Source organism: Hahella sp. CR1 (assembly GCF_029813005.1).
Classification (GTDB): domain Bacteria; phylum Pseudomonadota; class Gammaproteobacteria; order Pseudomonadales; family Oleiphilaceae; genus Hahella.
The window spans coordinates 496,228-513,130 of record NZ_JAPELK010000002.1 but is presented as its reverse complement, the minus strand read 5'-3'; the positions used below and the strand labels follow the sequence as shown (position 1 = coordinate 513,130).

Sequence of the window (16,903 nt, the reverse complement as noted above, 5' to 3'; positions counted from 1 at the left end):
TTATCAGAAGTCTTGCTCAAAATTAAGCAATTTCTCTGCCACACTGCGTGAATTGATCTGATAGGACCCGTCGGCCAGCGCTTTTTTGATCTTTTCCACCCGTTCACTATCCACGTCGGGCAGTTTCGCCAGTTGCTGTTCGACTTTCCTGATGTTCTGAGCCTGCGAACTGAGGACGACTTTATCCCCCGAATCTCCGCTTTTTTCGGGAGCCGCCGCATTTTTCCCGGCGTCTACATCGACTTTCTCAGTCTTCTGCAGGTTTTCCCGGGACTTGATATCGTTCACTGGAGGTGAACCGACACCCTTGATATTCATGGCCTTACTCTCTTAAAAACTTTAATTACCTAACTTATCGGCTCAATGCAGGGAAACTTTAGCGAGATTTTCAGAATTATTTTATGAATGTCGCCATTCTACCCGAAACAGCGCGACCTGTACGTTCACAGGGGCGTTCTGACGTGGCCTGATCCTATGACTTCCGCCCGCACCATGCGGTTGCTGGAGCTGTTCTTCACCATGATCTGTTGGCCGCGTCTGCCATCCGCCATGGCGACCCCCGGCATTTTCACGCTGAAGTGGGAAGTGGCCGCTTCTATCACCACCATGTCGCCCTTATTAATAAGTTTAGGCGCTTCCAGCATATTTGGATAGGGCGCGGAGCCTGCTGTGACAGGGCGTCGCGTGATCATGCCGACCACGTCTTCGGTATTTGTGTAGAAACCATAGCGTAAGTCGATGATATTCAACTCTTTGGTTTCCAGATCCTCTGGCGCCAGCGCGTAATCCCGCGGCACGCCGGATTTGATGGTCACGATTTGTCTGTACCGCTCCATTTGTACGGGCACGTAGATCTGCCAGGGGCTTGGGGTGTCGCAGCTTACCTTTAGCGTCAGTCTTCCGCCGTTGGAGCTGGCTTCCTTGACAGCTGGCGTCTGTTCACAAGGGGAGAAGTTAAGGCGGGAGTCAGGTTCGGAGACTTCATAAACAACCCGTTCCTGAAGCTGTTCAGCCGCAGCTGCAGCGAATCGCATCATAAATTCTTCCACAGCAACGGAAGTTTGTTGCCGCCAGACCGGAATGGAATTGCATAAGGCCGGGGCTGAAAAAACGAGAATGCCGATATACATCAAGCCGGTTATGCGTATTTTCATTTTTTGTCCTATGCTTTACTTAGCTACCGGGTAGCCGCTTGCGCGTCGCCAATAAAATGACGGTGTGCGACAAGGCACGCAAAGTCTGTGCCGGGCTGGCGAGCTCATGCGGGGCGCCACCTCGTCAGCGCCCCGATCCGATAGTTCGGTAATCTACAACAAACAGCGGAGCGCCCTTTATGGCCGGGGTATTAGACAGCGTAAACCAACGTACTCAGTTAGTCGGACAGAACCGCCTGGAGTTGCTCCTGTTTCGGCTGCAGGGTGAGCAGATATACGGAATTAACGTTTTTAAGGTTAAGGAAGTTCTGCAATGCCCGAAGCTGACAATGATGCCTAAACGACATCCGGTGGTCAGGGGAGTGGCTCATATACGCGGTGAAACCATCCCTATACTTGACATGGGAATGGCCACCGGGCAGATGCCCGTTCCTGAAAAAGACGTCAACAACTGCTTTGTCATCATCACGGAATACAACCGTAAGACCCAGGGCTTTCTGGTGTCCGGGGTGGAGCGTATCGTCAATATGAATTGGGAAGATATGCATCCGCCGCCAAAAGGCGCAGGCAAAGACAATTATTTGACGGCGGTGACCCGCTTGGAAAACAAGCTGATTGAAGTCATTGATGTGGAGAAGATTCTCGCCGAGGTCTCTCCAACTCGGGATACCGTCGCGGATGAATTCATCGATAAGGAACTGGCCGCCAAGGCGATTGAGCATAAAGTGCTGGTGGTGGACGACTCCACTGTGGCGCGCCGCCAGATCGTACATTGTATGGATGCGGTGGGCGTTGAGGTAGTCACCAAAAATGACGGTCGCCAGGCCTTGGATTATCTTCGTTCGCTGGTCGCCGACGGCAGTCGCATTGACGATCATCTCAGTCTGATGATTTCAGACGTAGAGATGCCTGAAATGGATGGCTATACGCTGACGACCAACTGCAAAAATGATCCTTCATTGAAGGATTTGTACATCATGCTGCACACGTCTTTAAGCGGCGTTTTCAACAAGGCGATGGTGGCGAAAGTCGGCGCAGATGATTTCATGGCCAAGTTCAACCCCGATGAGCTGGCGCAGCGAGTGACATCTGTGCTGAAAACGATAGAAGAAAGAAGACAATAACACCGGCTGGCGTAATTACCTTCAGCTGTCGACGCGCTTGGCGCATAACCGGTCAGGGCAGGATATTTTCTGGTTAATAACGCAGACTACGATAAGTTTCGGGATTTCCTCCAAAAAGCATGTGGCATTGTACTAGGCGATAACAAGCAATACTTAGTGCAAAGCCGCCTGCGGCGAATTATGGCGGATGAAAAGATTGAGACCGTGGGCGAGCTGGTCGACAAAATGAGTCGATCCATGCGCTCACCTTTGCGGGAGGCGGTGGTCGATGCGATGACCACCAACGAAACCCTTTGGTTCAGGGATGTTCATCCATTCCGGATTCTGGAAGAAAAAATACTCCCAGAGCTGAACGCCAACAAAGGCGTCACACAGATTCGCGTTTGGTCGGCGGCTTGCTCAACAGGGCAGGAGCCGTATTCCATTTCCATGGTGACGGATGAATACCGTCGTAAAAACCTGGGCGGCATGCGCGCTTCCCTCAGCATTGTGGCGACAGACCTGTCCGCCAGTGTGCTCAGCGCCGCGCGCAAGGGCGAATACGAAATGCTGGCCATTGGGCGAGGGTTGTCCAAGGAGCGCATGACGAATTACTTCACCAAGACCCCCAACGGTTCCTGGAAAATCAAGCCGGAGGTTGCTCGTTGCGTGGAGTTTCGATCATTGAACCTGCTGGACTCCTATTCATTATTAGGAAAGTTCGACGTGATTTTCTGTCGCAACGTGCTGATCTATTTCTCGGCGGAGCTGAAGAAGGACATTCTGTCCCGCATGCACTCCGCTCTGAAGCCGGGCGGCTATCTGATACTCGGCGCCTCGGAGTCCCTGGGGAATCTCCCGGATAAGTTCGAGATGGTGCACTGCAGCCCGGGCATCATTTATAGAGCGAAGTAGCCCACCGCAAGCCGCAGTGAAATATTTGCGCGATAGGGAATATTAGAGGTTGCCTTTCGAGGGGCATTCGTATACATTAGCGCACCTCAAAACACGGGTTGCAATAATCCTGTTTTGGTTCTCTGGTGAGGTGTCCGAGCGGTTGAAGGAGCACGCCTGGAAAGCGTGTATACGGTCACCCCGTATCGAGGGTTCGAATCCCTCCCTCACCGCCATTGAATTCCCTTCTAATTCAATCACTTAGAAATTAACGTATGCGGCTTGGGCTAATTCTGGGCTAATACAGCAAGTTTCTAGATCTTCTATGTCCCATATAACCTTCTGATTACTAAGAAAAAATCTGATTTTTTTCTGGGCTATTTTTGGGCGAATCTGAGAGTTCTCTTAGCTGTTTCTGGCTGGAGCAAGTGAGCATCAGCGCCATTCAGATTCAGTTGTTGAGCAAGAGGGCATAGTGCCCCCCTTATCTCTCTGAGTGCGGTGAGGGTGTATGGCTAAAACCCACCACTATTGCCCGAACTAAAGTTGGCGTAAAAGAACCCTGGCATGCTCGCATCGTCTGGCATGCCTAATCCTGAGGGGCCGAAAAATCCAACGCCTGACCCATTTGGACCCGTGAAGCTTGGGGCAGACCCCATTGGTGCGCCAAAGCTGGCGCCTGAACCTAACCCCAGAGTAAGAGGCGTTGTCGCAGGATTACTTGGTAGCTTTGCCGCTGCTCGAATCGATTCGACCTGGTCTGCCGTTTCGACGCCAAAGTTCCCCTTTAAGCTCAACGAGTTACACATTGCATTGATGTCCGCGCCTGTCTGGGTCTTCATGTGTTTGGTCATCGCCCAGCCGGCGACGATGGTTCCTGTCCGACCCTCTCCGTAGCCGCAATGCACGAGAGTGGCTCCTCTTTTCCTGTTTGCTTCAATGATTTCTGCTGCCTTTAGAAGTTGTGCAGGAGTGGCCGCTTTAAAGTCTGCGATTTTGAAGTGGTAGTAAGAGATTCCGTAAGTCTTCAAAAGCGTCTTTGAGTGCTCCTCTAACGCGTATTCGTTAGAGCTGATTATGCAAGTAATGCCTTTCTTCTTTAAGAAGTCGACTTGAACAAAGCTAAGCGTATGGGGTTGGTCATGCCCTGCATAATTTGGCTGAGATGAGCGCACCAGAACACCAGGTAGAACCCATTGAAAATTGCGGAATCCAAACTGCGCTGTGTGGCCGATACTTTGATAATTGTTTAAACCGTAAATCATGATCGTCTCCTAAATGGGCTTTCGTGCATCAATCTTTGTTACTTTCAAAGACGACAACGAAGACGCATTTGGATGCGAGCTTCCTGATTTTTTTGATTACCGGGATTCAGATGACGTTCAATAATCCCGATGGAACAGAGTGTCTGAAATTGCGCGTGGCTTGATTATGTCAAACGAAAGGAGGCGAAAAGTCTGATGCATGAACACAAAACGGCCTTGATGTTTTTGGTCATGGCGTTACTGAATTAATGCGCTTATACGGTTGCTGCGTTATGCAACAGGCTCGCGACAATCTGGAGTTGTGTCATAGTAGCCTGCCTCAAAGATTTTTTGTGCTATATGAAGTGGTCCTTCAGTTTTTGCTATAGCAAGTTCGCTGGGTGTGGCGCCCAAAAGCACGCGCCATTTACTCATATGATTTCCAACCGGAAACTCTTCATTAATGGATACGGGAGGAAGGACCAAAAAGCCGCCGTAGATGGTGTCTGGAATTCGCTCCTCATTGGTTTGAAGGAAGTCTCCGACCTCAAGGGTATCAAACTGATGTTCAAAATTAATCGCCCAGCCAACAAACTGCCTGATAAGTGGCGCAGAATCAGGGTCAGTGATCATCAAAAGCTCAAAGCAATTTTCGGAGTTTTGATCGCTGAAGCCAGATGTGACCAGGATGTCTAGCTCGTTTTCCTCGTCACAATAGCGAAGGACCCTGAGCGGCGAGTGCTCTGATTGCCAAATCACCTGTGGATCGTCATAGCCAAAAAGAGACCCATAAACAAAGTCTTCTCTGTCAGAGAGAGGGTAAGGGCCCAGTTCCGCCAGGCATTTCATCACAAGGCTGTCCACTTTTGGGTGAATATCATTTACCCCTTCTGAGCGAATGAGTTTGAGTTCGCTCAGCCCGGTCCCACTTTCAAGCGAACTGAATAAGTCATCCAGCTGCAAATAAGCCCAATAATCGACAGCATCAGTATCACGATAATCGAGATAGTGCTTGATCTCTGGCTCATCCTCATCCCCAAAACCCAGCACATATGCGTCCTTGTTATCGAATCGGAACCCAATAGTTACGTCTTCGCTTGATACAAAGCTCATGAAAGGGGAGCGTTTAACCAGGTGAATAAGAGCTTCGGCAGTTTTGTAGTGCGCTGTCATTAGCTTACCTCCTGCTTATTACTTTTGACTTGGGGCGATCGAAGCTTGGCTTGCTCATTACCAACATGCATAGGGAAGATAACCTGTGCTACTTTTGGCATACGCTTTTGTAAGCTTCCTCAGCAGCTTGGTTTAAATACCATTCCCAGAACTCGCGACGCTTATTGTTGTTTGCGCCGGGATTTCCTGAGAAGCCCCCTGCGTAGGCTAGACTTGCGGAGAAGTCCGCACTCCAACCGTAAATTTCATCATCAATATCTTCTATTGCGTCAGCATTTTCATTTTCCCAGATATCAGTGTCCAATTGGCAAATTTGGAAAGCATTAATAATAGACCAGCCAGAAAGGGTCACCAGACCAATGTCAGGATTGCTTTCAACGCAAGAGATAATACGACTCAGTAAAGGCTTCATCTCGCCATCGTCTGGAGGATAGTCTCTTTGAATAAACTCGTCGGCGATTTGAAGTGTTAAATGAGGTGTCTTATCAATAGGGACTATGTCTTCCCAAATAAAAAGAACTTTTTCCGCACATGCCTTCATTAATCTATAGCGTCGAACATGGCCTGGAGCATAGCTGGGGTAGGATGCCTCTAAATCCGGGCGTCCTTCTCCCATTAGTTTTAGTATTGGCGCTCTCTGGTGAAGGGGAAGGTCGCCATCAATGGAGTTGTCTAAGTACTGCTTGGCCTGATCCAAGTGGCTAACGAGCTGTTGTGGCAGCATAAAGACCTCTAACGCTTTTTTGCATTACTCTGCTTTCTTTCCGTTCCTCAGCCACAGCCCTGTAGTTATCGGAGTTCCATTAATAATTGCAGATTTCCATTCTTCAACATGTTGCTGTTGGATAATAAAGTAGCTCTTTGAGTCATATGGCAAGTGTAGACCTGAGTAAACAATTAAGTCGTCATGAAAAATTGACCTTGATTCCTGGTCTGAATCCAGCATGTTTTCGGCCTTTGTCATCAGGCAGAATACTTCTCCCTTGGTATAACGCACTTTTGGATCAAAATTAGCAAGATTGATATTTAGCCAATCGTTCCAGAAGCTAGTCAGCTCGCCGGCATCGGAGTACTCATCAATGTCCCATTCACCGGTAATCTCAGTGAGGGCTAGACTCGCTGTGGCTCGAACTTCTTCGCTATGATGCGACAGATAAGGTTTGATCTTATCGATTGCGTTGATGCTTCCGGTAAGGCCAAGGGCTTTAACTATACTAACGAGATCGCTCTCAATAGCGCTGTGAGTGTTGGCCTCTCTCTCTAATAGCTCCAATGAGATACGAGGAGAGGAAAACTCAGCGATAGTAAAAGCAAGAGTTCCATCATCAAGCTTGTTTGTAAGTGCTTCTATATAAAACTGCAGGCCTTCGTCATCGCCTGCCATTAGAAGGCTCTGGGCGCAAGTTAGTCTTGTATAGATGTCGTTGGAGCTATCATTCATGAGTGCTCGTATTTGGGAGAGGCAACTCTTTGCTCCCAAGTATCCGATCATGGAGACAAAGTCTGTGGATACGTGCTTTAGCCTGTTATCTGTAATGTAGAAAGGTAACAGTTCATGCAGCATGTTTTTAGCAACAAGACTGGATAGAGCTTCGTCAATCCAAAGCCTATTGAGTTCGAGCGCCTTTTGACCAAATCTTAGGATTGTGTCTTTTGTACAAACCCGTAAAGCTGCAGCCATTCTTCGATGTGTGTAGGAGCTTTTGTCTTGAATCCTTTCTAGCAGAAGGCTCTCAAGATCAGAGTTATGGGATTCGATTATGATATGGCAGGCAACTGTACAACGAAGCTCATTTCCCTTCAGGGCATCAGCAATAACAGATCGGCACTCCTCTGCATGAGAGACTTTTGCTAACTCCTGAATGTTGTTTTCATACTCAGCTTCTGTACTTACTAGCTGGCCCACCTCTTCGTCGTCTACGGAGTAGATATTTTCTAAGAGTCTATTCCTTGAACTCCATAGCGAAACAGCTCTGTTAAATATGTCCTTCCACGAACCCATGAATATTCCTCGCTAAGACTTGGGAAGATATAAAAACGAAAAGGTATCCAGATGGACTCAATCGACGTCTACCCTCATAACTGCTTCTCACCAGCATGATGACTAATCTGGCGGTAATTGGATTGACTGCTATCGCGAGGCTAAACAGACCATTGAGGCAATAGAGCAAAGTAAAGGAAGAATAAGAAATGCCAATGATGGAGTAGGATACGACTCCCAGGCGTGCGTAAAGTGGATGCGGTGTGTTTTTCCTGAAGGCAATGTTCTCCAGGATTGAAAAAATCAGTATTTCTATCGTCATTGCAGCTAAAAGGATAGCGAGCAGAAGAATGGGGAGGACCATCAGTAACAAGCCATCTGACCAAGTGGAGGGATCGCCAGGCGTCTCGTTGGAGGTCAGGTTGTCTAAAATGGCCCATGCGGTTAATGGAATAAGAAAGACGCCATAAAAGAGCCCTCGCATGCATTGTGAGAAGCTTGAGCTCTTCATAACACTTTCTTCTGCGCTCTTAACCCCTTGGAATATTTTGCGAATCTGTTGTGTGATCCTGGCTAAATGAGTCATGTGGTTAGTGGGTGGATGAACCTATGCAAGTTTGCCGGATTGGCGTTTGGGCGCTAGCTCGACTGCCTGTAAGCCCCAGTGAAATAGCAGACATAACAGGCGAAGTTTGGACTCGGAGTATAATCGCAGACGAGCTCCGCCCTGCATGCAAATCGGCTTTAAATAATTATTTGTAATGACTGGTGCGCATGAGGGCGATAGCAACCTCTAAATCGTCGCTTCAAGCATCCATGCGTTCAATCCAAATCCGCCTGCCAGTAATACGATGAACAGAATCAACGATAATGCGATGGGCTTTGCGCCAGCTTGGCGTATGTCGCTCCAGCGGGTTTTGACGCCAAGAGCGGTCATGGCCAGGGTGAGGGCGAGCTGGGAGGTCCATTTCAATGCTTCCAATACAAACTCAGGTAGGGTGATCAAGCTGTTGATGGCTGCCGCGGCGATAAAACCCAAGACAAACCAGGGAATGGCGATCCTTGTTTGAGTCTGGGCTCCGGCGGGTGCGCGGAATAGCAGGGCGCTGAGAGCGATGATGACCGGGGCCAACAACATCACTCTGATGAGTTTGGCGACTACCGCGAATTGCATGGCTTCTCCGCTGATCGATTGTCCCGCTGCGACAGCCTGGGCGATCTCATGTACGGTGCTGCCGATATAAATCCCGAATAGCGATGGTTCCATTGCAGTAAAGCGGTATATGACGGGGTAGATAAACATGGCTAGAGTGCCGAAAACGACCACTGTTCCCACTGCGACCGCGACATCCTGCTCTTTGGCGCGAACGACAGGTTCGGCGGCCATGATGGCGGCAGCTCCGCAAACTGCGCTGCCTATGGCGGTAAGCGTTGCTATCTCCTTGGGCAGGCGCAGGAGCTTGACCCCCAGATAAATACCGACAGAAAGCACGAAAATGATAACGATGGCGTCGAGCAATACAGTGCGCCAGCCAATAGCGGCTATTTGCTGAAAACTGAGGTTGAAGCCGAACAGGATGATGCCCAGGCGCAGCAGTTTCTGTTGGCAGAAGTTAAGGGTAGTGGCGGCGCTTTGGGTGTTGTGGGTAGTCGCTGCGCCATAAAGCAGACCCAGCAGTGAGGCCAGGGGAAGGGCGCTGAGTCCCAAGGCGGCGATAAAGGGAATTTGAGCGAGTAGGATAGCGCAAACAGCAAGCGCGATCAGGCGGATTAGCATGGCGTGAGCCCCTTTATATTTTCGTTAAGGGGACTTTAAGAAAACGTCTATGATAAGTATATTGGATGTTTTTTAAGTAATAGTTTAGAAAAATCGATGAATGTGAGTCTGCGGCAATTGCGAGTGTTTGAGGCTACCGCCAGATTGGGGCGATTAACTCTGGCGGCTGAGGAGCAATGTCTCAGTCAGTCAGCGGCAAGCCAGTCCATTCGGGAAATGGAAAAGGCGCTGGGTTACGCTGTGCTCAATAAAGTGGGGCGGGAGCTGGAGCTGAGTGACGCTGGTAGGCGTGTACTGCCGCGCGTAAGACGAATTCTTGGTTTGGTGGATGGATTGGCGCTGCCTGACATTGAAAAAGTGGCTGGTCCTCTACGTGTGGCGGCCAGCGTTACAATTGCTTCCTATCTGCTTCCTTCACTGTTGGCGGAGTTCGTCAAACGCTATCCTGAAGTAGAGCCCGATTTGCAGATACAGAATACAGAGACGGTGCTTGCTTTACTTGAAAAAGGGCGTGCGCACATTGGCATGATTGAGGGGCCAGCCCTGCACCCCACATTGCACATCGCACCCTGGCAGTCTGATAGGTTGGCGATTTTCTGCGCGACGGGACATCCTTTGACGCAGGTTGATAACATTGGAGTGGAAGCGCTGGAGCAGTTTCCGTGGATCGTGCGCGAGACTGGGTCTGGCACGCGGGCGGTGTTTGATGCGGCGATGCAAGCCATGGGCGTGCGGCCGCGCATTGCTCTGGCGTTGTCCCGACAGGAGGCGATCAAGCAATCTGTGCGTGCGGGGCTGGGCGTAGGCTGTCTGTCAGGGCTTTCGATTGTGGACGAAGTGCGCGAGGGTCTGCTGGTTGAGCTGAGCACACCCCTTAATCTGACGCGCCAGTTCTCGTGGATAATTTCGCCGGACAACAGAGAGTCGACCGTGGTTAAGGCGTTTATTGCGTTATTGCAGGAGAGGGAGCGAGAGGCGAACCGTCACCCTACTGGAGAGGGAGAACGAATATGAAAAGGCAGTATTACGACATTATTGGCGATATTCATGGCCATGCGGATGAACTGATCAAATTGCTGCGACTGCTTGGCTATGTGGATACTGGCGATGGTTATGCGCATCCAGAGCGCAAAGTCATCTTTCTCGGAGATTTTATTGACCGCGGAGAACACTTGCGGCAACACCGTGAACTGTTGGCGCTGGTCATGAAAATGGTGAGTAATGGTCATGCGTTGGCGGTGATGGGGAATCATGAATTTAATGCGCTGGCGTTCCACACCTTACACCAGGGAGAGTATCTGCGCCGTCGTACGGAAAAGAATATCCGCCAGCATCAGGCTTTTCTGAACGAGTTTGAATCTGAGCCTGAATTGAAAAAAGACGTGCTGGCGTTTTTCCATAGCTTGCCGCTCTGGCTGGAGTTGGACGGCCTGCGAGTTATTCACGCCTGTTGGCATGATGACTACATCGACATCGTTCGTACGCGCTCGCCCTCCGGGTTGCTGGATCTGGACATGCTGATTGACGCCTCCACTGAAGGACACCAGATGTTCACTGCCGTTGAAACCCTGATTAAGGGGGTAGAGGTAGAGTTGCCTGATGGAATCGTGTTTCATGACAAAGATGGAACCGAAAGGGGCGCTATTCGCGTGCAGTGGTGGCGGCGCGATGCGAAGACTTTAGGAGAGGTGGCGTTGCCTATTGGTTTGGAGATTGGCGACGCCGCACAACTTCCGGCTCCGGCAACGATGCCCAGATATGGAGAAGAACGGCCGCCTTGTTTTGTTGGTCATTATTGGCTGGCGGGCGAACCGGAGCCGTTGGCTTCCAATGTGGCTTGCCTTGATTATTCAGTGGCCAAGCAGGGGAAGTTGGTGGCGTACCGCTGGAGTGGCGAGTCGGTATTACGGAAAGAAAACTTTATTCATGCTTAAGCGTGAATTGTTCCCAGTCAGTTTTGGGGAAAATGAAATACAGCAGAATGCGGCGTGAAGCCGGGTGATCGTAATCTCCTTCCGGGATGTTGAAGGGGAGTTTTCAGACGGAGTGACAGTAAAAAGTATGATGAATGCAGAGTCCATTAGATATCTACGGGAGCAAGGGCGTCATGAAGATGCGCGTAACCTTGCCGTGCAATTGACGGAAGATTTTCCTACAGACGCTGAGCTACAGTACGAGGCCGCCTGCGTTCATGACTATTTGGGATTGGAGGCGGAAGCTGTTCCGTACTATCTCAACGCAATCTCCGGAGAGTTATCGGAGACGCTGCTGCGAGGCGCATATTTGGGGTTGGGCAGCACTTATCGCGCACTGGGAGAATATGAGCTGGCGCTGAATACCTTTGATGAAGGGCTGGCGCAGTTTCCTGAAGCGCATGAGTTGCACGTGTTCAAAGCCATGGCTTTGTTCAATGTAGGGGAATCCAGGCAGTCTGTTGAAACGCTGCTGAAAGTGATCGCCGCTACCTCCCAGGACCCCTATGTGCAGGAATACCGAAGAGCCATCGCTCTTTATTCTGAAGATCTGACGAGAACTTGGCGGGAATGAAAGAGTATTTTCATACTGACTCAAAAAGGACGAAAAAATGAATGGAATAAATAAAGGCGTCAGTCTTTTCACTGGGGCGCGAGTAAATCTGAGACATATGGCCGTCTGTTTGCCGCTGCTTTTGGCGGCGCCGGCGGAGGTTTGGGCGGATGGGGACGCCGCAGACCAAAGACAATCTGCTGCGAAATCCATGGTATACCGGGTCGATAACGTACAGGTGAACATACTGGAAAGTTATCCGCCTATGCTGGAGATTCGGGCGGAAGGGATGATACCTACCGCAGGCTGGAGCAATGCTGAGCTGGTTGCTTTCCAATACATACAGGCGCCCCCAGACGGAATCTACGACTTTGGGTTTGTCGCCATGCCCCCGGATCAGCCGGCCGCGGAAGTCATTTCCTCTATGAGCGTGACATATCGTATGGCGGTGATACCGGATGGATTGAAAGGCGTTCGCGTTCATGCGGAGAGTAACTCGAAGGCGGCCATGCTGGGGGAATCTGACGTGTCGCAATCCAAGAAAGTCTGTCTGAAGGGGCGGCTTACCGAGGAGGGTGTTGAGTGTCCTGCATTCAGGGACACACAAGGGCGTCTTTACACTCTGGGCGGTGATTTGAGTGGATATCGCCCGGGAGATGATGTGTATGTCACGGGCGAAGCGGCGGAGTATTCATTCTGCATGCAGGGCGTCACTATCTCCGTCGATTATATCGGCGCTTCCGCTCCGAACTGCTATGACGTCACCCAGCAGCAGAACGCCGATTAATTGGCAAAGTTGGGTAAATGATCGACGAAGCGCATTTCAGCAAGTCAAAACGCTATTACGAAGAAGAATATAGTCAGTGGCTCAAACACATTGACCGTTGGAGGAAGTTCGCCCCCTTATGGGCGGGCTTCCTGCTTGCGGCAGGCGCTGTGTCATGCGTGATTGGCGGCGTTTACCCTTTATCTTTTGGCGTGGTTGCGCTGATTTATGGCGCGGGCGCTTTCATTGCAATTCCCGCTCAAAAAAAGCGATGGATTACCCATCGAATGAAGAGCGGGAAGCGCGTTGCTGAAATCAAGGTTCGTTTTTACCAAGACGGTATTGGTTTCGGAGCGGGTGATGAGAAAAAGTGGCCTGAGCCGGTGTTTAAAACCGAAACAGGTATGTTTGTTCGCATGGAAAGCTATGGTCCGTTTATCTATATCCCGGCTGATGCAATTCAGCCCGCTCAGGCTGCAGGAATGCTTGGCGAAATCTATACGTAACAAAAAACGTTGACGCTGTTTCTATTTATATCTGTCCATTCGGTCAGGAAATAGAAGTGCTTGCTTATTTGAACAACGATCAATTATTTGGAGAGTAGAATTGTTTCTTGACGACTAAATACTTTCTTGCCTCTGAAGCCTCTATGCATGAATGTCAGACAATCCAGATTGTATTTAGTTTGATCATGAGTCAGCCGTTGCGTTTATCTGTCTGGCAAGGGCGCCGCCGGGGTAAAAGTGGGGGGAATTCCGTCTCGTTTGCTATAAATAGATCAAAAATTAGAAAACTTGGCCACGAAGACGAAAGGATATGTCTGTTCCATCTTGACACCGAAATCGCCCTGCATATACTTTGAGCAGTCTGTAAGTAAATCTGATATTTATGCAATACCATTTCGAAGTCCTGTCTATAGTCCTCGTCCTGTTTTCATAAGTAATAGAAAAACTTCCAGCAAAGCGGCCTTATGCAAGGCATTGATTTACTCAAGATTATTTAGGATATGACTATGTCCAATACTGTTACCGGCACTGTAAAGTGGTTCAATGAATCCAAAGGTTTTGGTTTTATCGAGCAAGAATCCGGTCCTGACGTTTTTGCTCACTTCAGCGCCATCACTGGTTCTGGTTTCAAAACTCTGACCGAAGGCCAGAAAGTCGAGTTCACAATTACTCAGGGACAGAAAGGACCTCAGGCAGAGAACATCGTTCCGCTGTAAGCGGCGTATTTTTTGCGAACCTGAGCAAATACTGCAAAGGGATCGCCGTCTGATCGACAGATGAGACACAAAGGGCAGGGCTTGTAGCCTTGCCCTTTTTTGTTGTTTGATACATCACATCGCGCGGTGACTAATCGACGCCAGCGACGCACCGCAGTTATACCATCCAAAGGAACTTCACCTTGAGCGCCACCGCTTTCTCCTCTCTTTCATTGCATCCAGGACTGTTGCAGAACCTGTCCACGCTTGGGTACCACTCTATGACGGCTATTCAAGCGCAAAGCCTGCCTTCGATACTGGCGGGAAAGGATGTTATCGCTCAGGGTAAAACCGGGTCTGGCAAGACGGCGGCCTTTGGCTTGGGATTACTGAACAAACTCGATGTAAAACGCTTTTGCGTCCAGGCGCTGGTTTTATGCCCCACGCGGGAATTAGCGGATCAGGTCGCCAAAGAAATTCGCCGTTTGGCGAGAGCGATTCATAACATCAAAGTATTAACACTATGCGGTGGTATGCCGTTTGGGCCACAAATTGGTTCATTGGAACATGGCGCGCACATCATTGTAGGGACGCCGGGACGTGTTGAAGAGCATTTGCGTAAAGGAACATTGGTTCTAAACGAACTGCATACCCTGGTGCTCGACGAAGCGGACCGCATGCTGGACATGGGGTTTCAGGCGGCGCTGGACGCTATCGTGGAAAAGATGCCGGCGCAGCGGCAAACGCTGCTGTTCAGCGCTACCTATCCGAGCCAGATTCAGTCCATCGCGGAGCGAGTCATGCTCAGCCCCGTGATGGTCAAGGTGGAGTCTTCACATGACGACACCAGTATTCAGCAGTATTTCTACAAGGTGGAAGGCGATGCGCATCGTTTGGAAGTATTGCGACTGTTACTGCTGCAGTATAAGCCAGAATCCACCGTCGTATTCTGCAACACCAAGCGCGAGACGCAGGAAGTGGCGGATATGCTGGTGAGCCACGGTTTCAGCGCTGTCGCCTTGCATGGCGATCTGGAGCAGAGAGATCGCGATCAGACGCTGGTGTGCTTTGCTAACAAAAGCGCATCTATTCTGGTTGCTACCGATGTCGCCGCCCGCGGGCTGGACATCGACGCTCTGGATGCCGTCATCAACTTCCATATCGCCCGCGACCCAGAGGTTCATGTGCATCGTATCGGGCGCACCGGCCGCGCTGGCGCGAGCGGTGTTGCCTGTACTCTCTATAGTGAGTCCGAGATGTACAAAATTGCTCGTCTGGAAGAGTATCAGGAGATTATTGTCAGCGCAGAACCTGCGCCAGCAACCAGTCTGCTGAAGAACACGGCGTATAAACCGCCAATGGAAACCCTGCAGATCGATGGCGGTAAGAAGCAGAAAGTGCGTCCAGGAGATATTCTCGGCGCGTTGACAGGGGAAAGCGGGGTTGACGGCAAACTGGTTGGCAAAATTCACATTTTTGACAACTGCGCATATGTCGCCGTCGCGGGCAGCGTCGTCAAACTTGCTATGGATAAACTGGGCAAAGGAAAAATGAAAGGGCGATCGTTTCGGGTTAGAAAGATCAGGAATTGATGAGAAGTCGGGGCTTACTGTTACAAGTCAGCCCCGAAGTCTGAGATCTAAGAAGCGACTAGTTACTCTTAGCCTCTTTGCGTGGCGCAGGTCTCCCAGCGCCGCCAGCGCCTCTTCTGCGTTGTCTGCGAGGCGCGTTTGTATTATTTCTCGCTGCGCCGTCTTGTCGAGGACCTTTTTTCTCGCCCTTTCTATCTTGACCGCGCTGATCCCCATTTTTGGCTACTTTAGGTTTCTTCGGCTTGCGCGCCTTCACGGGCTGAGTCGGCAGACGCGACTCCGGCAGCCGTTGTTCAGGCTCAAATCCGTCGATTTCTTCACGGGGCAGGCGCTTTTGAATCAGTCTTTCGATATCGGCGAGTAATTTGAACTCGTCCGCACTGACCAGCGATACGGCTTGTCCTTCCGCGCCAGCGCGGCCTGTGCGTCCGATACGGTGTACATAATCTTCCGCTACTTGGGGAAGATCAAAGTTCACGACCTGCGGCAGTTGATCAATGTCGATGCCGCGCGCTGCGATGTCCGTCGCCACCAGAATCTGTACGCTTCCCGCTTTGAAATCCGCCAGTGCTTTGGTTCTGGCGTTCTGACTTTTGTCGCCATGGATGGCGGCGGCATTGATGCCTTTGGCGCTGAGTTGCCGCGTCAGGCGGTTGGCGCCGTGTTTGGTGCGGCTGAATACCAGAGCCTGATCCCAGTTATTGTCGCGGATGAGTTGCGCCAATAGTGCGGATTTCTGCTTTTTATCTACCGGGTGAATCCACTGCTTGACCGTTTTGGCCGTGGTGTTGGGCGGACTCACGGAAATCTCCACCGGGTTGTTAACCAGATCCTTCGCTAACTTGCGAATATCGTTAGAGAAGGTGGCGGAGAACATCAGGTTTTGCCGACGCTTCGGCAAAATGTCCAGAATCTTGCGAATATCGTGGATAAAGCCCATGTCCAGCATGCGGTCGGCTTCATCCAGCACCAGCACTTCCAGATCCTGAAAGCGCACGGCGTTTTGATTGTACAGGTCGAGCAGGCGTCCAGGCGTCGCCACCAGCACATCTACGCCGCGACGCAAGCGCATCATCTGCGGATTAATTTTTACCCCGCCAAAAACCACGGTGGAGCGCAGAGGCAGTTTGCTGCTGTAAAGGGACACACAGTCGCCGACTTGAGCTGCAAGCTCCCGCGTTGGGGTGAGGATCAAGGCGCGAGCCTGGTTGGAGCGCGCCCGCTCGCCTTTAGACAGGCGTTCCAAAATGGGCAGCGTGAAGGCGGCGGTTTTACCGGTTCCCGTCTGCGCGGCCGCCATGACGTCTTTGCCTTCCAGTACGACAGGTATCGCCTTCAGCTGGATGGGGGAGGGCGATGTGTAGCCTTGTTCAGAAATAGCGTCGAGAATGGGGGCGGACAAGCCGAGGGAGGCAAAGCTCATATAGGATAACTTCTTCTTGCTGATACAGTGTTGGAGCCAGCCTCGCTGGCGGACGTGCAGCTTACAGTA

At 50.7% G+C, this 16,903-nt stretch carries 18 protein-coding genes and 1 tRNA gene; 10 read left to right on the top strand and 9 right to left on the bottom strand.

Translation table 11 applies throughout. The annotated features are described in order from the left end of the window. Nucleotides 1-3: 3 nt before the first annotated feature. On the bottom strand, nucleotides 4-318 hold the full coding sequence (flgM, locus tag ONV78_RS07815) for a flagellar biosynthesis anti-sigma factor FlgM (protein WP_216737738.1): 315 nt from the start codon (nucleotides 316-318) through the stop codon (nucleotides 4-6). A 125-nt stretch (nucleotides 319-443) separates the two neighbouring features. Continuing rightward, nucleotides 444-1,154 carry a flagellar basal body P-ring formation chaperone FlgA gene (gene flgA, locus ONV78_RS07810; RefSeq protein WP_279502365.1) on the bottom strand — a complete coding sequence of 237 codons (711 nt, stop codon included), beginning with the start codon at nucleotides 1,152-1,154 and terminating at the stop codon, nucleotides 444-446. Nucleotides 1,155-1,333: 179 nt separating this feature from the next. On the opposite strand from flgA, the gene ONV78_RS07805 reads away from it, so the two are divergent. The 3 genes from ONV78_RS07805 (at nucleotide 1,334) to ONV78_RS07795 (ending at nucleotide 3,387) form a co-directional block, all read left to right on the top strand. Then, nucleotides 1,334-2,278: a chemotaxis protein CheV gene (locus ONV78_RS07805; protein WP_011398482.1), complete on the top strand. Its 945-nt coding sequence runs from the start codon at nucleotides 1,334-1,336 to the stop codon at nucleotides 2,276-2,278. A 69-nt stretch (nucleotides 2,279-2,347) separates the two neighbouring features. Further along, on the top strand, nucleotides 2,348-3,172 hold the full coding sequence (locus ONV78_RS07800; protein ID WP_216737842.1) for a protein-glutamate O-methyltransferase CheR: 825 nt from the start codon (nucleotides 2,348-2,350) through the stop codon (nucleotides 3,170-3,172). A gap of 124 nt (nucleotides 3,173-3,296) precedes the next feature. Then, nucleotides 3,297-3,387: transfer RNA gene (locus ONV78_RS07795), tRNA-Ser, on the top strand. A 279-nt stretch (nucleotides 3,388-3,666) separates the two neighbouring features. Here the strand turns inward: ONV78_RS07795 and ONV78_RS07790 are convergent. The 6 genes from ONV78_RS07790 to ONV78_RS07765 form a co-directional block, all read right to left on the bottom strand. Next, complete coding sequence (locus ONV78_RS07790) at nucleotides 3,667-4,416, bottom strand: protein-tyrosine phosphatase family protein (protein ID WP_279502362.1); 750 nt, start codon at nucleotides 4,414-4,416, stop codon at nucleotides 3,667-3,669. Between the two features lie 270 nt (nucleotides 4,417-4,686). After that, complete coding sequence (locus tag ONV78_RS07785; protein WP_279502361.1) at nucleotides 4,687-5,568, bottom strand: hypothetical protein; 882 nt, start codon at nucleotides 5,566-5,568, stop codon at nucleotides 4,687-4,689. A gap of 88 nt (nucleotides 5,569-5,656) precedes the next feature. Continuing rightward, a complete protein-coding gene (locus tag ONV78_RS07780) occupies nucleotides 5,657-6,292 on the bottom strand; it encodes an Imm5 family immunity protein (RefSeq protein WP_279502360.1) in 636 nt (211 codons plus the stop codon). Between the two features lie 24 nt (nucleotides 6,293-6,316). Then, complete coding sequence (locus ONV78_RS07775) at nucleotides 6,317-7,570, bottom strand: hypothetical protein (RefSeq protein ID WP_279502359.1); 1,254 nt, start codon at nucleotides 7,568-7,570, stop codon at nucleotides 6,317-6,319. After that, a complete protein-coding gene (locus tag ONV78_RS07770) occupies nucleotides 7,545-8,060 on the bottom strand; it encodes a hypothetical protein (protein WP_279502358.1) in 516 nt (171 codons plus the stop codon). Before ONV78_RS07770 ends, ONV78_RS07775 begins: the two co-directional genes overlap by 26 nt. 282 nt (nucleotides 8,061-8,342) lie before the next feature. After that, entirely contained in the window at nucleotides 8,343-9,326 is a 984-nt protein-coding gene (locus tag ONV78_RS07765; protein ID WP_279502355.1) for a putative sulfate exporter family transporter, read from the bottom strand. 96 nt (nucleotides 9,327-9,422) lie between these two features. On the opposite strand from ONV78_RS07765, the gene ONV78_RS07760 reads away from it, so the two are divergent. From ONV78_RS07760 to dbpA, 7 genes are all read left to right on the top strand, one after another. Continuing rightward, the gene (locus ONV78_RS07760; protein ID WP_216737165.1) at nucleotides 9,423-10,340 is read left to right on the top strand and encodes a LysR family transcriptional regulator; all 918 of its coding nucleotides are present in this window, start codon (nucleotides 9,423-9,425) and stop codon (nucleotides 10,338-10,340) included. Beyond that, nucleotides 10,337-11,260 carry a metallophosphoesterase gene (locus ONV78_RS07755; RefSeq protein ID WP_216737164.1) on the top strand — a complete coding sequence of 308 codons (924 nt, stop codon included), beginning with the start codon at nucleotides 10,337-10,339 and terminating at the stop codon, nucleotides 11,258-11,260. The genes ONV78_RS07760 and ONV78_RS07755 overlap by 4 nt, the downstream gene beginning before the upstream one ends. Nucleotides 11,261-11,372: 112 nt before the next feature. Continuing rightward, nucleotides 11,373-11,873 (top strand): tetratricopeptide repeat protein, encoded by a 501-nt coding sequence (locus ONV78_RS07750; RefSeq protein WP_279502353.1) that lies wholly within the window; start codon nucleotides 11,373-11,375, stop codon nucleotides 11,871-11,873. Between the two features lie 37 nt (nucleotides 11,874-11,910). After that, on the top strand, nucleotides 11,911-12,639 hold the full coding sequence (locus tag ONV78_RS07745) for a DUF5818 domain-containing protein (RefSeq protein WP_279502352.1): 729 nt from the start codon (nucleotides 11,911-11,913) through the stop codon (nucleotides 12,637-12,639). A 17-nt stretch (nucleotides 12,640-12,656) separates the two neighbouring features. Continuing rightward, a complete protein-coding gene (locus ONV78_RS07740) occupies nucleotides 12,657-13,124 on the top strand; it encodes a hypothetical protein (protein ID WP_279502350.1) in 468 nt (155 codons plus the stop codon). Nucleotides 13,125-13,630: 506 nt separating this feature from the next. Beyond that, nucleotides 13,631-13,840 (top strand): cold-shock protein, encoded by a 210-nt coding sequence (locus ONV78_RS07735; RefSeq protein ID WP_011398470.1) that lies wholly within the window; start codon nucleotides 13,631-13,633, stop codon nucleotides 13,838-13,840. Between the two features lie 182 nt (nucleotides 13,841-14,022). Beyond that, the gene (gene dbpA, locus ONV78_RS07730; RefSeq protein ID WP_279502348.1) at nucleotides 14,023-15,411 is read left to right on the top strand and encodes an ATP-dependent RNA helicase DbpA; all 1,389 of its coding nucleotides are present in this window, start codon (nucleotides 14,023-14,025) and stop codon (nucleotides 15,409-15,411) included. 58 nt (nucleotides 15,412-15,469) lie between these two features. Here the strand turns inward: dbpA and ONV78_RS07725 are convergent, their stop codons facing one another. Further along, the gene (locus ONV78_RS07725) at nucleotides 15,470-16,834 is read right to left on the bottom strand and encodes a DEAD/DEAH box helicase (RefSeq protein WP_279502347.1); all 1,365 of its coding nucleotides are present in this window, start codon (nucleotides 16,832-16,834) and stop codon (nucleotides 15,470-15,472) included. Nucleotides 16,835-16,903 lie beyond the last annotated feature (69 nt).

What these genes read in the sequence shown, in the direction of transcription:
- flgM (WP_216737738.1), bottom strand. Translation starts at nt 318, where the DNA reads ATGAATATCAAGGGTGTCGGTTCACCTCCAGTGAACGATATCAAGTCC.
- flgA (WP_279502365.1), bottom strand. Translation starts at nt 1,154, where the DNA reads ATGAAAATACGCATAACCGGCTTGATGTATATCGGCATTCTCGTTTTT.
- ONV78_RS07805 (WP_011398482.1), top strand. Translation starts at nt 1,334, where the DNA reads ATGGCCGGGGTATTAGACAGCGTAAACCAACGTACTCAGTTAGTCGGA.
- ONV78_RS07790 (WP_279502362.1), bottom strand. Translation starts at nt 4,416, where the DNA reads ATGATTTACGGTTTAAACAATTATCAAAGTATCGGCCACACAGCGCAG.
- ONV78_RS07785 (WP_279502361.1), bottom strand. Translation starts at nt 5,568, where the DNA reads ATGACAGCGCACTACAAAACTGCCGAAGCTCTTATTCACCTGGTTAAA.
- ONV78_RS07780 (WP_279502360.1), bottom strand. Translation starts at nt 6,292, where the DNA reads ATGCTGCCACAACAGCTCGTTAGCCACTTGGATCAGGCCAAGCAGTAC.
- ONV78_RS07775 (WP_279502359.1), bottom strand. Translation starts at nt 7,570, where the DNA reads ATGGGTTCGTGGAAGGACATATTTAACAGAGCTGTTTCGCTATGGAGT.
- ONV78_RS07770 (WP_279502358.1), bottom strand. Translation starts at nt 8,060, where the DNA reads ATGAAGAGCTCAAGCTTCTCACAATGCATGCGAGGGCTCTTTTATGGC.
- ONV78_RS07765 (WP_279502355.1), bottom strand. Translation starts at nt 9,326, where the DNA reads ATGCTAATCCGCCTGATCGCGCTTGCTGTTTGCGCTATCCTACTCGCT.
- ONV78_RS07760 (WP_216737165.1), top strand. Translation starts at nt 9,423, where the DNA reads ATGAATGTGAGTCTGCGGCAATTGCGAGTGTTTGAGGCTACCGCCAGA.
- ONV78_RS07755 (WP_216737164.1), top strand. Translation starts at nt 10,337, where the DNA reads ATGAAAAGGCAGTATTACGACATTATTGGCGATATTCATGGCCATGCG.
- ONV78_RS07745 (WP_279502352.1), top strand. Translation starts at nt 11,911, where the DNA reads ATGAATGGAATAAATAAAGGCGTCAGTCTTTTCACTGGGGCGCGAGTA.
- ONV78_RS07740 (WP_279502350.1), top strand. Translation starts at nt 12,657, where the DNA reads ATGATCGACGAAGCGCATTTCAGCAAGTCAAAACGCTATTACGAAGAA.
- ONV78_RS07735 (WP_011398470.1), top strand. Translation starts at nt 13,631, where the DNA reads ATGTCCAATACTGTTACCGGCACTGTAAAGTGGTTCAATGAATCCAAA.
- ONV78_RS07725 (WP_279502347.1), bottom strand. Translation starts at nt 16,834, where the DNA reads ATGAGCTTTGCCTCCCTCGGCTTGTCCGCCCCCATTCTCGACGCTATT.